The sequence below is a fragment of the Rivularia sp. PCC 7116 genome, from assembly GCF_000316665.1.
Classification (GTDB): Bacteria; Cyanobacteriota; Cyanobacteriia; order Cyanobacteriales; family Nostocaceae; genus Rivularia.
In genome coordinates this window covers 2,038,617-2,054,005 of sequence record NC_019678.1, presented here as the reverse complement: position 1 = coordinate 2,054,005, position 15,389 = coordinate 2,038,617, and the positions used below count along the sequence as shown (strand labels likewise).

Annotated in this window: 13 protein-coding genes; 7 read left to right on the top strand and 6 right to left on the bottom strand. The window is 37.0% G+C overall.

Translation table 11 applies throughout. The features are described from left to right. Positions 1–23: 23 nt before the first annotated feature. The 4 genes from RIV7116_RS07930 to RIV7116_RS07915 all read right to left on the bottom strand — a co-directional run bounded on the left by RIV7116_RS07930 (position 24) and on the right by RIV7116_RS07915 (position 2,965). A complete protein-coding gene (locus RIV7116_RS07930) occupies positions 24–719 on the bottom strand; it encodes a class I SAM-dependent methyltransferase (protein ID WP_232435773.1) in 696 nt (231 codons plus the stop codon). A gap of 163 nt (positions 720–882) precedes the next feature. Further along, complete coding sequence (locus RIV7116_RS07925) at positions 883–1,800, bottom strand: cyclopropane-fatty-acyl-phospholipid synthase family protein (RefSeq protein WP_015117770.1); 918 nt, start codon at positions 1,798–1,800, stop codon at positions 883–885. After that, positions 1,793–2,119, bottom strand: a complete 327-nt coding sequence (locus RIV7116_RS07920) for an acyl carrier protein (protein ID WP_015117769.1) — start codon at positions 2,117–2,119, stop codon at positions 1,793–1,795. Before RIV7116_RS07920 ends, RIV7116_RS07925 begins: the two co-directional genes overlap by 8 nt. A gap of 45 nt (positions 2,120–2,164) precedes the next feature. Then, positions 2,165–2,965 carry an acyl-CoA desaturase gene (locus RIV7116_RS07915; RefSeq protein ID WP_232435772.1) on the bottom strand — a complete coding sequence of 267 codons (801 nt, stop codon included), beginning with the start codon at positions 2,963–2,965 and terminating at the stop codon, positions 2,165–2,167. 881 nt (positions 2,966–3,846) lie between these two features. On the opposite strand from RIV7116_RS07915, the gene RIV7116_RS34770 reads away from it, so the two are divergent. The 7 genes from RIV7116_RS34770 to RIV7116_RS07880 all read left to right on the top strand — a co-directional run bounded on the left by RIV7116_RS34770 (position 3,847) and on the right by RIV7116_RS07880 (position 13,944). Beyond that, the gene (locus RIV7116_RS34770; protein WP_015117767.1) at positions 3,847–6,141 is read left to right on the top strand and encodes an aminotransferase class I/II-fold pyridoxal phosphate-dependent enzyme; all 2,295 of its coding nucleotides are present in this window, start codon (positions 3,847–3,849) and stop codon (positions 6,139–6,141) included. Between the two features lie 31 nt (positions 6,142–6,172). Beyond that, a complete protein-coding gene (locus RIV7116_RS07905; protein WP_015117766.1) occupies positions 6,173–6,985 on the top strand; it encodes an SDR family oxidoreductase in 813 nt (270 codons plus the stop codon). A gap of 144 nt (positions 6,986–7,129) precedes the next feature. Further along, positions 7,130–8,359 carry a glycosyltransferase gene (locus RIV7116_RS07900; RefSeq protein ID WP_015117765.1) on the top strand — a complete coding sequence of 410 codons (1,230 nt, stop codon included), beginning with the start codon at positions 7,130–7,132 and terminating at the stop codon, positions 8,357–8,359. Between the two features lie 4 nt (positions 8,360–8,363). Then, entirely contained in the window at positions 8,364–9,239 is an 876-nt protein-coding gene (gene asd, locus RIV7116_RS07895; protein WP_015117764.1) for an archaetidylserine decarboxylase, read from the top strand. Then, positions 9,217–10,983, top strand: coding sequence for an FAD-binding protein (locus RIV7116_RS07890; RefSeq protein ID WP_015117763.1), 1,767 nt, complete (start codon positions 9,217–9,219; stop codon positions 10,981–10,983). The genes asd and RIV7116_RS07890 overlap by 23 nt, the downstream gene beginning before the upstream one ends. Positions 10,984–11,118: 135 nt before the next feature. Then, on the top strand, positions 11,119–13,029 hold the full coding sequence (locus RIV7116_RS07885) for an aminotransferase class III-fold pyridoxal phosphate-dependent enzyme (protein WP_157229261.1): 1,911 nt from the start codon (positions 11,119–11,121) through the stop codon (positions 13,027–13,029). An 81-nt stretch (positions 13,030–13,110) separates the two neighbouring features. Continuing rightward, the gene (locus RIV7116_RS07880) at positions 13,111–13,944 is read left to right on the top strand and encodes a class I SAM-dependent methyltransferase (protein ID WP_015117761.1); all 834 of its coding nucleotides are present in this window, start codon (positions 13,111–13,113) and stop codon (positions 13,942–13,944) included. 480 nt (positions 13,945–14,424) lie between these two features. Here RIV7116_RS07880 and RIV7116_RS07875 read toward each other — a convergent pair whose 3' ends face one another. Together RIV7116_RS07875 and RIV7116_RS35720 are read right to left on the bottom strand one after the other, a co-directional pair. Next, entirely contained in the window at positions 14,425–14,925 is a 501-nt protein-coding gene (locus RIV7116_RS07875) for a peptidoglycan-binding protein (protein ID WP_015117760.1), read from the bottom strand. 236 nt (positions 14,926–15,161) lie between these two features. Beyond that, positions 15,162–15,362 (bottom strand): hypothetical protein, encoded by a 201-nt coding sequence (locus RIV7116_RS35720; RefSeq protein WP_015117758.1) that lies wholly within the window; start codon positions 15,360–15,362, stop codon positions 15,162–15,164. Positions 15,363–15,389: the final 27 nt, after the last annotated feature.

Below are 15,389 nucleotides of genomic sequence, written 5' to 3'. Positions count from 1 at the left end.
ATTTTAATTCTTCCAGATATCCTCTAAGGTTTTTGTAAAACATAGCAAAAATATTCAGATTTTCGATTTTTAAATTCTTCATAAATAGGAGAATCTTTTGATTCTGCAAACCATCGGGCGATACCCTGAAGATACTTAGGAATATCTTGGCTAATCACAGTTAATCTTCTTGTGTTATCTAAATCCATTGCTTTCAGAACATTTTCTGTAATTAACCCATCTTTAATAACTTTGAAACCAGATATTTCTAATGATTTCCGAATATTGTCAATTACATTACTGGGACGAAAATCAGCAAATAAAAAGTAACCACGAGGACGAATTACTCTAAATACTTCATCAAAACATTTTTCAACGGCAGCATAGCAATGAGATGATTCGATATTTACAACCACATCAAATGAAGAGTCTGTAAATGGTAATAGTTCTGCATCTCCAACACAAAAATTTAGCCCTGAAATCACATCCAGCTTTTGGCAAAAAGCGATATTTTTTTCTGAAAAATCAATCCCAGTCATGGTTTTTGGTTCCAAAGAGCGCATAATATAGGAAGAGCCACCACCACGACCACACCCAACTTCGAGAACATCACATCCGTTTAAAGGAACAGCATTTGCAACATGGTGGTAAAGTTGAGCGCAATAAATTTCTTCCCGCTCCTCCGCACTTAATTCTAAATTGTTAACATCAGGAGACAAATCGACATATCCGTAATTCATGAATGTAACTTGCTTGTTTTTAACCGCTGATGTCAATAAGTTATACAAAATTAAATAAAAATATTTTTTGAACGGAGAATCAAGTAAATAAATTAATAATTTTTGTAACATTTGATTGTGATTGGTTGTGATTTTTTTGGCTATTGGATAGCGAACTTTACGTTTACTTACATGGCTTGTCAATGCGACGCATTGTAATCCGCGCCAGGTTAATACTTCCAGTGTGGAAACCAATCATGCAAAACTTGAGATATTTTTCATAACGGGCAACTACTTCAGAGCCGACAAGATTGATTGCAGCAGTACGATTTTCCTTGAGTCTTGAAAGCCAAGCTTTGCAGGTAAGTTCGTAGTCTTGCCGGTCATTCCGAATCGTAACAATCTCGAAAAGTCTTTCCCTGGCTTTAACAAGCTCTGCGAGTGTGGCATGATCTGACTCTGGAAATACTTCAGTAGTCAGAAACTCACTGAAGTTTTCTGGGCGCATGTTGTCATATACTATGGTTTGCAAAGACATCCAACCTCCAGGCTTCAACCATTTGTGGCAGCGCTCGAAGAAATTTCGATAAGCCTTTACTTTCTCGGTTTCAGGTAGTTTTACCTGGACAACATGTTCGAGTACTTCGATCCCCAAAATAGCATCATAAGGTTCTTCAGGATGATGATCTGCCCAATTTTCCAAATAAACCTCGATCCCAGGGTTTTTGAAAGATTCAACCTGCTCTATCTGAGCTTTACTCAAGGTTACACCAACTGCTTTTTCAACACCATGTACTTCTACCAAGCGTTTTAAGAGCGAACCCCAACCACAGCCAATATCTAAAACTCGTTTAGCTCCCTTGGCTTTTGCTTGGTTAATATGGAAATCCAGTTTTCGGATTTGGGCTGTTTCTAAAGCTTCAAGCCCTTCTTCTTTTTCCCACATAGCACAGGTATAAGCCATAGTATTATCTAACCAGATTCTGAAAAAATCATTACCATCGTCGTAATGATACTGGATAGCCTCAGCCGATGTGCCCTTGTAATCTTGCTCCATAGCCTGAGTAGATACCTCGGAATTTTTATGTATCAATCTATTCATACTCTTCTACTAAATGCTGTGCTAGAGTTTCTATCGTGTGGCTGTCGTACATGAGAGTTGGATCGACTTCATATCCGAGCCAATCTTCCAAATCACCCGTTAGTGCTAAAGCTTTTAAGGAATCCAGACCATAGTGTTCAAAGGGAATTGTCCGATCTACATTCTCCAGTTCAATTTCCAAAGACACTGTTAGATAGGAAACTAACCATTCCTGAATATCTGCTGCTGTTTTAGGATGATTAGCATCTTCTTGAGTATTTTCTTTTTGACTTTCGTAAGCAGTATTTAACTGATGCATTTGAGTAGCTTTGATTTCCATCCCTTAAATCTCCTCAGTTTGTCCTATAAATTGACCAAAATAAAACTACGCTATTTTTTTAGCCTCTATCATTCCTACAGTAGGAACTTGGACATCCCAAACCAAACCAAACATTTCAAGGATGCGGATGAACCAGTAACCCAAATCAATTTGCCACCATTTCAACCCAAACTTCGCAGATTTGGGAAAAGCATGATGGTTGTTATGCCAAGCTTCTCCAATAGTGGGGATGGCTAACCAAATATTGTTTCTACTTTGCTCATTGGTATTAAACCAACGATGACCATAAACATGAGTAATGGAATTGATACTCCAAATAAAGTTTTCAGTAAAAAACAATCTTACAAGTCCTCCCCAAAGAAATCCGTCAAATGCTCCGCTCCAAGACCCCTTGATTACACCTCCCATAAAAGTGGGGATAGCTAATCCCAGAAAAAGCCAGAAAAAGTAAAGCCGATCCACCCAAGAAATAGTTTTGTCTCCAACAAGGTCTGGAGTATAGTTAAATGGATTGGGAAATTCATGGTTGAACATCCAGCCAATATGGGCATACCATAGACCCCGAAATAGTTGTAAAATGCTTTCTTTCTCTAAGTGGGGTGAATGAGGATCTCCAACTTGGTCGCTGTTTTCATGATGTCTTCTGTGTAGCGAAACCCAATAAATTACAGGTCCTTGTGCAGCCATACAACCCATAATTGCTAGAACAATTCTTAAAGGTTTGCTGGTTTTGAAGCTATGGTGGGCAAAGTGGCGGTGAAAGCCCACTGTAATACCAGTTCCACTTACAAACCACATACCTAAGAAAAGTCCTATATCTAAAGGTTCGATAAGATTTCCTGCCATCACCAAAATTAGGGTTATGAAAAACCCCATCAAAGGTATCAAGGTGATGAGTAACACATGAAATAGTCGTATACTTTTCAGTCTACTGTCAACAGCTATAGTCTTTCTATGCTTGACTACTGTAGTGTTATCCAATTGCATCAAAAACAACCCTCAATTTGACATCTTCAAGTTACACAGCTATTTCAATTTTTGTAATTTATGTAATACGTTCAAACTACCATTGAGAAATGCATTTTTACAAGCATGATGCTGAACCTTAGCACTGTAAGTCTTGCGAACGCTTCCAGTCTCAACTAAGACATCAAAATAGATATGCAATCAACGTGGTGCAATTACAGACATATTCTCGTCCACCCTATCGATATCCAACTTCAGTAGGTAATATTTGAAACTAACTTTGTTTGGGATGAACTAAGACTTTTGTTCTATAATTTGCTCGATTTTAGCATATATAAACGCACATCCCGCACTATAGCATACACATGAATGCATAATTTAAAACAACTTATTATGAGTTAATATCTTCTGACAATGAAAATATGCTAACGTTTTTTGAAGGTAAACCTAGGAATTAACCGAATTTATCAAATTTTCTGAAAATATTTTCAAAATACAAAGAAAAATAAAATGCATTTTTCTTCCCTACTTCTTCTCGATTACGAGCTAATTTAAAATTAAAATCTAACAAACAACTTGAATCTAACCTTTACAACGCCCCTCAATCTACTAAATCAGCGATTTTTCCGTATAGGATATTTATTTTATAAATACCCTCTCAAGACTACAGTACCTCTAAACTAGCGAGGGGATGTAGCACGGGCGCTTTTAAGCCCGTCGTTGATAAAACTACAATTATCTAAGTATCTGAGAAATAACAGATGGTAAATTATGTTGCTCACAACCCATGGCTAGTTTCTTATCAAGCAAACCCCCAAGCGCGTATTCGCTTATTCTGCTTTCCCCATGGCGGTTCTGGACCACAATTATTTAGGGACTGGCACAAAGAACTTTCGGAAACAATTGAGTTATGTGTGATTCAGCCTCCTGGACGGGGTAGTCGGCTTAAAGAACTTCCGTATACTCAAATGAAACCCCTTGTGAATGCAATTGTAGAAGAGCTTCTTCCATACATGGATAAGCCTTTTGCTTTCTTCGGTCATAGTTTAGGAGGTCTGGTTTGCTTTGAGGTCACTCGTGAACTTCGTAGACAATTAAAACCTGGTCCCATTCATTTGTTTATTATCAGTTGTCGTGCTCCTCAATTGCCTGCATCTGGAACTCCTTCTTATAATTTACCGGACAATGAGTTTATAGAAAAAATGCGCCGTGGTAATAGTACTCCGGTGGAAATTCTCACAAATCCTAAATTAATGAATCTTTTTTTACCTCCAATACGAGCAGACGCTGTACTTGGTGATACCTATCAATACTGCATCGGGGAACCCCTTGATTGCCCAATCTCTGCATTTGGAGGTACGGAAGACTCGATAGTTAGTCAAAATGAACTTAACGATTGGCGTTACCAGACACATAATTCTTTCAAGCTAGAAATGTTTGAGGGCGATCATTTTTTTCTGAAAAATGACTCAGCATCTTTTTTAAAAGTCTTAAAAGAGCAACTCGATCAATATGTGGATGAAAGTACTAGCAATCTAACAGCAGTAGAAAACTTATTATCAATTGAAAATTGGCTAAAAATATGGATAAGTAATAAATTAGCAATAGAAATTGAACATATTGATAAAAATAAATCATTTTTTAGATATGGTCTTGATTCTGTAACCGCAGTGAGTTTAGTAGAAGATATAAGAAAATCTTTAAAGAGTGAAATTTCACCTACAATAATTTGGGATTATTCAAATATTGAATCCCTCGCAAAATATTTATTTAATCAGAAATCTACATCAGAAAAATTACCAGATAATATACTGAATAGAAAACAACAAGCAATAGATATTTTGCCTGAATACTATAATTTTAGTTTGAATAAAAATTATCTTAATTTAAAACAAGAAATTCATAAATTAGAGGTTATTGAAGGTGGTGGTAACCCATATTTTAAAGTAAATGAAAATACAAGTAGCGATACTACTGTAATTGATGGAAAAGAATTTATCAATTACTCAAGTTACAACTATTTAGGATTATCTGGTGATGCTAAAGTCAACTCATTTGTGAAAGAATCAATTGATTTGTACGGGACTTCTGTCTCCGCAAGTCGCATAATATCTGGAGAAAAACCCATACATCGTCAATTAGAGAGGGAAATTGCGAATCTCATAGGAGTCTCTGACAGCATAGTTTTCGTGGGAGGACACGCAACAAATGTTACTACAATTAGTCATTTATTTGGTGATAAAGATTTAATTTTATGTGATTCTCTAAGTCATAATAGTATCTCAGAAGGTTGTTCTTTCTCAGGGGCAAAAATACTTCCTTTTACTCATAATAACTGGCAAGCATTAGACAATTTATTAGCAACTCATAGACACAATTTTCAACAGGTATTAATTGTAATTGAGGGTATTTATAGCGCTGATGGTGATATTCCCGATCTACCCAAATTTATTGAGGTGAAAAAGCATCATAAAGTTTTTTTAATGATTGATGAGGCTCACTCAATTGGTGTACTAGGAAAACAAGGTCGTGGAATTGGCGAATATTATGGAATAAATCCTAATGATGTAGATATATGGATGGGAACTCTTAGTAAATCCTTTGCTAGTTGTGGTGGATATATAGCAGGTAATAGTGCTTTAATTGAATACCTCAAATATACCGCTCCAGGATTTATTTATAGTGTAGGGATGTCTCCTGCAAATACAGCAGCAGCATTGGCAGCAATTCAATTCCTCAAAGCCCAACCAGAGCGTATAGTAAACTTACATGCCAGAGCAAAGCTATTTCTAGAACTCGCACAAAAATACCAACTAAATACTGGATTTAGTCAAAATACGCCAATAATTCCTATTATTATTGGTGATTCATTAAAGTGTATTAAACTTTCTCAAGCTTTATTTCGGCGTGGTATTAATGTTCAGCCAATGATTTACCCATCAGTACCAGAAAATATGGCTCGGTTGCGTTTTTTTATAACTTCCAAGCATACAGAAGAACAAATTAAGTTTACTGTAGACGCTCTTATTAAAGAGCTAAAAAAGCTGCAAAACTAGATTTTTATAAAATTAAGCTTCGGAACCTAAAATGAAATTTTATCAAAAACACGCAATTATCACTGGTGGTTCTAGTGGTATTGGTAAAGCAACTGCAATTATGTTAGCCAAAGAAGGAGCGCATATATCTATAATTGCTCGCCGTCAAGACATTCTCTCAGCAGCTAAAGCAGAAATAGAAGCAGCAAGAGTATATCCAGAACAACGCATTATTTCTGTTTCTGCATCGGTAGAAAACCTTGCTCAAATAGAGGAAGCAATTAGCACAGCTATTGAGCAAATAGGTACACCCGAATTATTAATTACTTCTGCTGGAATAGCTTATCCAGGTTACTTTCACGAACTTTCCTTGAAAGTGTTTGAAGACACAATGGCAATCAATTATTTTGGTACTCTCTATGCAATTAAGTCAGTTTTACCATCAATGATGCAGAAGCAGCGAGGACATATCGTCATTATATCTTCTGCTGCCGGATTAATTGGTATTTACGGCTATACTCCTTATAGTCCATCTAAATTCGCTTTACGAGGATTAGCTGAGTCATTGCGGGGAGAACTAAAAAACTTGGGAATTCATGTTTCAATTGTTTATCCTCCTGACACCGATACTCCACAGTTAGCGACAGAAAATTTGACCAAACCTGCTGAAACAAAATTGATTACAGGTACGGCTAAAACTTGGAGTGCTGAAAATGTTGCAAGAGTAATTTTACGCGGTATTAAGAGAAAAGATTTTGCAATTACACCAGGATTAAAAATTAAATTATTACGAGTTTGGCATAGTTTAATAGCCCCGATAATTAATTGGTATTTTGATATAATTATCAAGAAAGTACGTAGCTAGTACAGGAGATGAAAGGTGATTATTCAGTACTTTTTATTTCAAAATTTGCTCCCATTTTGCTTGTTTTTTACTATTACTAAAAGCTGTTATAGAGTTTGGTTTAGACTGCCTATTACTTAATAAACTTATCTAAAACTAAAAATAATGAAGATTGCTATCATTTGTAGTACTTTTCTTCCTTCACATGATGGAGTTAGTATTACTTTATTTGAGCGTATAAAAAAGTTATCTGAAGCAGGTCACTCGGCTTTATGTTTAGTTTCTAGCTATTCGGAATTAGAAGATATTTATCCTAATTGGTCTGACTATGTTGGTTGTATTTTCGACAATGTAGAAGTTGTTCCCCTTCCTAGCAAACAATGGATGGGAGTAAAACAGGAGAGAAATCCTACACAAAAATCAATACCCATTATTGAGAATGCTTTGAGCGAATTTCAGCCCGACATAATTCAAATAGAAGAACCAGAGCGACTGTGGACTACTATATTTACTCTACCTGCTCTATCTTATGCTAAACGCCACGATATACTTTGTATTGCTTCATATCGTACTAATTTTGTTGATTACATCCAGGATTATATGCCTCGGTGGGTGGCAAACTTAGTTAAACCTGCGCTTTTATTGTTGACACGATGGATCTACAATCAGTACTCTATTACACTTGTGGGCAGCCAGTTTATTGAGCAAAGATTGAAATCGTGGGGAATTGATAATGTAAATTATGCTCCTGTTATTGGACCATCATTAGTCGAAAATCCGGAAATCATGAAATGTTCGCAATTTTTTCAAGAATTTTATGGTTTATCGGGAATTGATAATAGTGTGAAAATTCTCTTTCTTGGTCGGCTTTCTCCAGATAAAAATTGGCAGTTTAACTGTAAATATTTACCCAAATTAAAAGAACAGTTGGGAATTAAAAAATTTACAATCATAATAGCTGGTAGAGGGGAACTTGAGTATTTTATACGCTCTAGTTTTTTGAAACAGCACTTATCCCCAGTGGTATTGGGAGAAGTTTCACACGATCAAGTTTTACCGCTACTTGCTAATGTTGATATTCATGTTACATCTTCTTTAAAAGAGACTTTTGGACGGACTGTACAAGAATCTCTGCATGTTGGAACCCCAGTACTTGCGCCAGATTGTGATTGGACAAGAAACTTAATTACCCCAAATTTTAATGGAGTTTTATATCAACCAGAAGATGGAGAAGAATTCATCAAAAAACTAACAGAATTAATTAATCAACCAAGTTTTATCGCTAAACTTTGTACTAATTTAACATCAAATCATAACAAAATACCGAAGAAAAACGACCCAGCATTTAAGTGGATTGAATACTTATGTAACATAATTCAAAGAAAAGAGGAATAAAAAAATGAGTATTATTCCCAAAGATAAGATCCGGCGCGAAGAATATAAACAAGCGAAGAATGCTAATGGTGGTCTGTGGGGCTACTTTTTGGTAAAAATTGGCATCAAATTTTCACGATTATGGTTGCCAACGAAAAGACTTCGCCTATTTCTATATCAAATATTTAACAACAAATACCCGCCTGGGATTAATGAAGAAGAAGCTGAATTTCCCGTATATGAATATTCATCGCTAAACGCTTTATTTACGCGAGGTCTCAAATCTGAGTATCGCCCTATTTCAAGAGGAAAGTATGAGGTTCTTTGTCCCTGCGATGGCACTATTCAGGATGCTGGGTGTATTGAGCAAGGGCAAATAATAACTCTCAAAGGTATTAGATATGTACCCGAATCACTGTTACCCAATGTGGAAATGAAAACTTTTGAGGGATGGAATTATATAACTACTTATCTCTCGCCGATTGATTGTCATCGTGTATTCAGTCCCCAGGATGGACAACTTGAGAAAATTATACATGTTCCCGGTGCGCGTTTACATGTAACCCCATCGTTCCAAAATCCTGAGTTCCCAGTTTACACGCTCAACGAACGTATGATTTTCATTTTCTCTACGACCATTGGCTCATGTATTCTGGTGATGGTGGCTGGCTCTGGTGTCGGCAATATTACTTTGCCTGCACTTCCTGATTTTAAGCCCGTAGGTCACTCTATCACAAATAAAAACCTATGTTCTCCCATACCAATAAACCGAGGTGAGTGGTTCGCAACATTTGAGTTAGGTTCGACAGTTATTTTGCTATTCCCCCCCCAAGATGGAAGACAATCTATATTAGTTTCGCCAAACGAGAAAGTTAAATATGGACAACCAATTTTCAGTTAACTTTTTTGAGCATACTGCTCAAACCAATTTATCATCTGAGGCAAAGTACCCAATTACAATTATTGTTGATTTTGGTCATCCAGTATCTGCCAACTACATCAAACGATTAGCATCAAGGGGTTGTTTCATTCAGGATTTCTCCGCATCTGAGAAATTAGCGAATACATCCAGCCAAGTGACTGATATGATTGTGTTTATTCAGGGTAAATTATCAGAAAAAACTGATGCAATCCTTGAGCTTGTCAAAAGATATTGTGTTAAGAATATCAGTATCATTACTACTTTTCAATCTCACTTGACTAATGAGTCAACGGCGATTGAGCTTGAAGAGATATTTCTCAGTCGCTTAAAAGAAGTAGGTTCTTGCGGAGTCATATTCCGTTGCGGACACATACTCAGCGATCGCTCGTTAGCGGAAAATAATTTACGACGTTTTGCGTTTGTCGCACCATTGATTCCAAGCAGTCTCAGAAGTTGCTGTGTCGGCGGAGAGGAAGTTTTTCAGGCAATTGATGCAGAACAAAATTCCTCATCGCGACGTAGCCGAATTATTACTCTTTTGGGAGCAAATCGCCCTTGGCAAGAGTTCTTGAAAGATTATTGGAGTGACAACATATTACAAGTACTGTTGCGTAAATTCTGCTTTGTACTTAGTTTTTTACTGTTTGGTCATTTAGCTGCGTTCTTATTGAATTGGTTGATAAAATTGGGGCTTATCTCTCGTAGTTGGAACTTTGACACCTTGAAGCCGAGTTCCATGCGGGAGTTATTATCACTTGTCAACAAGTATAACCTTAAGTATGTGAAAGTCGTTGGTTACAATAATGGCGTAAATCACTTAGGTTATCGCTATCTAGAGAAAACCGTCATTTCAACAGTAAATTGCGATCGCATCATTCGCATATCTGAAAACATTATTAAAGTAGATTGCGGTGCAACAATTCTTCAGACTTTAGATTTCTTGAAACCTAAACAACAGGAACTGTATGCTATCCCGAATTACTCACATATCTGCATGGGGACAGCTTTCTTCGTGCCCATTCATGGAAACGCCCTTGACTATACAACCATTGCCGAGAGTATCGTCAAGGTAGTATTGTATGACCCTAAAGAAGAGCGATTCATCATTACTTCCTGTCAGGAAACAACCTTCCAGAATTATATATTTAATACGACAAGCCAAGTTATATTACTTCGCTTGTACCTGGAAGTTAAACCGAAAGCCCGCTATTTTCCGTCTAAAGTGAAATTGTTACAACCAAATAGTCAAGTTTTGCTTGATGCTTTCTCCGACAATACTGTCACTAATATTGATATCCGCAAGTCAAAGGCTGACAGTGATACTGTTTACATTAATAAATACTATAGTAAGTCCCAGGAGAAAACAAAGTCTGAGGGACTTGAGTTTCCTCGTGATTCCATAGGGGGCTTGTGGGATAAGCTGGAAGAGAAACCAATTACCTCCTGGTTAATGCATACTCCCGTTAGGTATCTGCTTTGGAATATCGAACTTTTCTTGACTAAGGAGGAATTTATGACGTTTTGGGAAACTCATAGCTCACTCCCCATTCGTAAGATCGAAATACGCTATGTCAAACGCAGCAATTCCGCTAACTCGCCATTTCCAGATTGCAACTGTATAGCCGTGGACTTTATGCTGTCTCGAAAACATTGCCAAGTTATTAAGGAGTATATTAAAAATAATTTCGCGGTACCCCGCTACCATCTAGGTAAACATTATTAATAAATATATATAAATATGCATAAACCTTCCCTAAACGAAACATTTGAGGAAATAATCCGTAATCGGCTCCCCAACTTCTACAGACTTTATCTGAACCCATATGTTGCACAGACCTGCTTGTGCTTGAGCGAGTACGTGAGAACTACATGGAATCAACAGGAAGACTACCAGACTTTTCTTGCCAACAGTTTTGATGAGGCTCTAAGTGGTGCAATTAAACTTGCCCGCTATAACTTGAGTTTAGCCAACCGCCCGACAAACGGATTGATTTTCGATCCTATGGATAGACTTGGATCGTTCGTCAAAACCAAAGTTAGGGGCGAGTATGTTGATTTTATGCCCGGTCTCACTGTAGTTAGTAGTACAGAAGAAATTCAAAACATAAATAGATTTTCGGATAGCTTCGGTTTCCTAGTCATACTTACACTGTGCGATGATACAGTCACAAAGATACTTCAATTGGTGGAACATAATAATGCTTTAATAATCACCTGTGTGAGTCGCGAGAGCCTTGCTCAACTAAGAGATTCAAAATTCACCAAGGCAAAGCAACTCAGCCCAGATATCACAATTTTCGATGAATCATTCGTGAATAACGAGGTTCCTTTCGGCGCATTTACAGCCCAAAAAAAGCTTTACCAATATTGGAATCAACCCAATAAAAAAACATTCCACTCAACAACTTTTCAACCTAATACTGTTTCTAGTCTGCACTTTATGCGTTGTCTTGAATATGCAGATGCTATTTTCTTCAACAGTATTGCCGAAGATTTGGAGCTAATACACAGCGATATTAAATATCGCAAGAAAATATTTGGTAATAAATACAATTCCGCCCTGCTAAAATTTATGACCGCAGATGTTGAGGCTTCTGGTGGATTTATATATTCCGGAGGTCACAAAATTTTCGATTGCGTCAGTGGTGTTGCCTGTAGCATTAGAGGTCATAATCCACCAAATTATGTAGAAGAACTACAAGGTATAGAAGACAAAGATGAGCGAATTGAGCTTACTAATTTGTTATACCAATATACGGGAATAGAGAATATAGTGCCTGCTGTCAGTGGAGCATCTGGAGTGGAAAACGCCCTCAGAATTGCGTTAACGGCTCAACATCCTCGGCGACATGTCCTTGTCTTAAAAGGTGGCTTTGGTGGCAAAACCCTATTTGCACTGACAGGAACTTGGAGCAGTTTATACAAACAGAACATCGATCCACTCTATGCTGATGTCGTTTATATCGATCCGTTTGCTGAGGATGCAGTTGCACAATTAGATGCAGTGATGCAGAAGTATTCCATAGCGGTAGTTCAAATTGAGTTAATACAAGGTGTAAGTGGCGTTCGAGCAATACCAGAGACAACGATAAAATATCTCCAGACAAATCGGGAGAAGTATGGCTATTTGCTGTTGATTGATGAGGTGCAAACGGGAATATTCCGAACAGGGCTTTTTGCTCGCTCGCTCTTACATGGTTTGAAACCAGACTTATTAGTTTTAGGTAAAGGAACTTCTGACATGATGTTTCCATTTAGCATTGTGCAATATACAGAAAATATTCAGCAGAAATTAAACGCTCTGGGGTCAAGCTTAATCAAAGAGATTCAAGAACGATATAACTACCCCGTTGGCTACCGCACGGTGTTAAACGTGCTACACAAGGCTGAAGAGATGAAACTTGAAGAGCGAGTAACAAAATCAGGAAAACTGCTCGAAAAATTGTTGTGCGATCGCCTCGCTTCGTGTAAATCCGTCCGAGATGTGCGGGTATTCGGCTTGTTAATTGGAATAGAGTTAAATGATACCAATTGGCCTCAGTGCTGGTTTCGCAAACAACTGTTTTTGCTGTACATTAGCAGTATGTTTAAACACTCTTCCTATCCAGTATTAGTGGGTTTTTGTCAGGGTGAAACCAATGTACTTAAAATTACTCCACCACTAACTATAACACCAGAAGAACTGAGTCAGATTTGTTCCACAATTACACAGGTATTGAATAAACCGTTCATTCAGCTATTTGCTTCAGCTATCAATGCAATAATTTAATTGAGCTTTTATATATTCTCTAATAGTGGCATCAAATATTACTTGAATCCCAATAGTAAACATTAAGGAAATTGAAATTAAATGATATACAATCACAACATAATTCAGCGCCAATACGATGAAATAATTGCGCCTAATTTTGATATAGATGCTAAAGGTATATATGCTTCTACTTATCAAAAAGGAATTATTCAACTCCAAAATACAAATCTTTTACAATCTAAAACACCTTTGCAAGTTCTTGATATTGGTATTGGTACAGGCTCATTTTTGGAGCAAATCGCTTTACTATGTGAAGGCGAAGTCAGCCCCTTTGGTGTGGATATCTCAGAGAAAATGCTTGAAATTGCAAAGAATAAAATTCCCAACCTTAGAACTATCGTTGATGACGCAACCAATCTTGAAAAACATTATGCCAATCGGTCATTCGATCTCATTTGTAGTCACTTTATAACAGGTTATGTCCCGATGAGGGAACTAGCTCCCAAAATTTGGAACTTACTTGATGAAGGAGGATATTGGTCATTGATTGGTCAAACAATGACTAGCTACCCCAACCTGAGAAAACTCGAAGATTCTCTGGCAAGTAAATTGATTTACTGGGTTTCCGGAAATTCTAAGTTGGATTATGATATCGTGTCCAGTCCTGAAGGGCATAGCGAAGTCATAGAAATGTTGGAGGAAAATGATTTTGAAGTCTGCCAGATAGAGACGTTTGAACCCAAAATCGATTTTGCCAATTTGGACGATTTTCTTGATTTTGGATACTACAATGGTTGGCTTACTCCCTTCATTGAACAACTTGGGATTCATAAAGCCTCAAAAATGCTTTCCCTAATGATTAATATCTTATTATTTCCTATCCACGATAACCAAAGTATCGAAATTGCCCTTGCTAAAAAAATAAAAAAATAAAAAAAAACGAACTTTTAGAGGTGTAACAATATCCGTTTCTATAAAGTTAATGCCGTATTGTTCACATAACTGCTTAATTCTCTCCTTGAGTCTATGCGTAGGGATTTGAACGAATTTCTGATTGTTCTTTTTCCCCATGTTTCTGTTTTGTTTTTGCTCACAGCCAGTAAGTTAGGTTAAGCGACAGTGTAATCCAACAACCCGACGATGGTATTTTTTGATTCTACTTTCTTCTCGGCTTTATGATTACCGATAAAAAACGCACAGAGGTACAGAACACTGAGAAAAGAGGGAAAGATGATGAAATAAACCCCGATATTTTAGGATATATCTTTGAAAAATGCATTAATCAAAAAGCTTTCGGAGCATACTATAAATAACTTTGTCGCATTATTTAAATTATAAAAAAGAAGACCAATCTGAAAAAAATCGGTCTTCTTATTCTTCTTATAAATTCAAAGTGCAGATTAACTTAAATGATTAACAATCCGATACATTGAAGATTGCACTGATACGTTGGTCTGTGGGGATATCATGGGTAGTCAGCGATCGCAATGATGACCAAGTTTTTGCACCTACGACTCCATCCGCCGTTAAACCGCGCGATTTTTGGAATTTAATCACTTCCGCTTTGGTTTTAGGTCCAAAAACACCATCCACGGCTAGGGTACCAAAGTAGCTGTTGTACATCTCTTGAAACCCTTTTACTCCCTCACCTGCAAAACCCTCTTCAAGTAAGTCTTGTTGTACAGCCCAAGCTTCATTATCGAGGGCGATCGCCGTATTTACCCCAACGATACCATCTTGACTTAAACCGTTAGCTGCTTGAAATTTGAGTACCGCTTCTTTGGTTTTAGAACCAAAAACACCATCAATTGGCTCGGAATATAATTTCAAAGTTTGTAAAAAATATTGAACCATATTAACGTTTGGATTGTTAGCCCCTTCTTGCAGAGGAAGAGGAGATACAATTGCAGTCATAAGATTCTCCTGAAGTATTTTTTTACTACATTTTTATTTCTAAAATAAATTTATACTCAGTTATATAAATTTATTTATTAAAACAATCTAAAGAAAAGATGTATAATCATTTATCCCTATGCTGACGTAGTTATTCGTAACATCATAAAAATTTTATTTGGATAACATATCTACACAAAAAATTTCGTAACAAAATACTTTTTACAACTAATGATTCAAGGGCACTTTGGGCTGCTTCACCGCGAGAGTAAACCGACTGAAAATATCGGTAGTGAAGCGTGGCACGGAGTGACATAAACCTCTCCTAATACAGTCTGTTTGGGGCGTAATTTGCCTCTTGGGGCAGGAATTTCGAGGGTTAATTCGTTTTTATTCTGCAATTGTAAGTTGGTGTTGGAATTTGGCGATCGCATTGCAGCGATGACGCACAGCATCATCGCTGCATCTGATATTATTTGTAAACC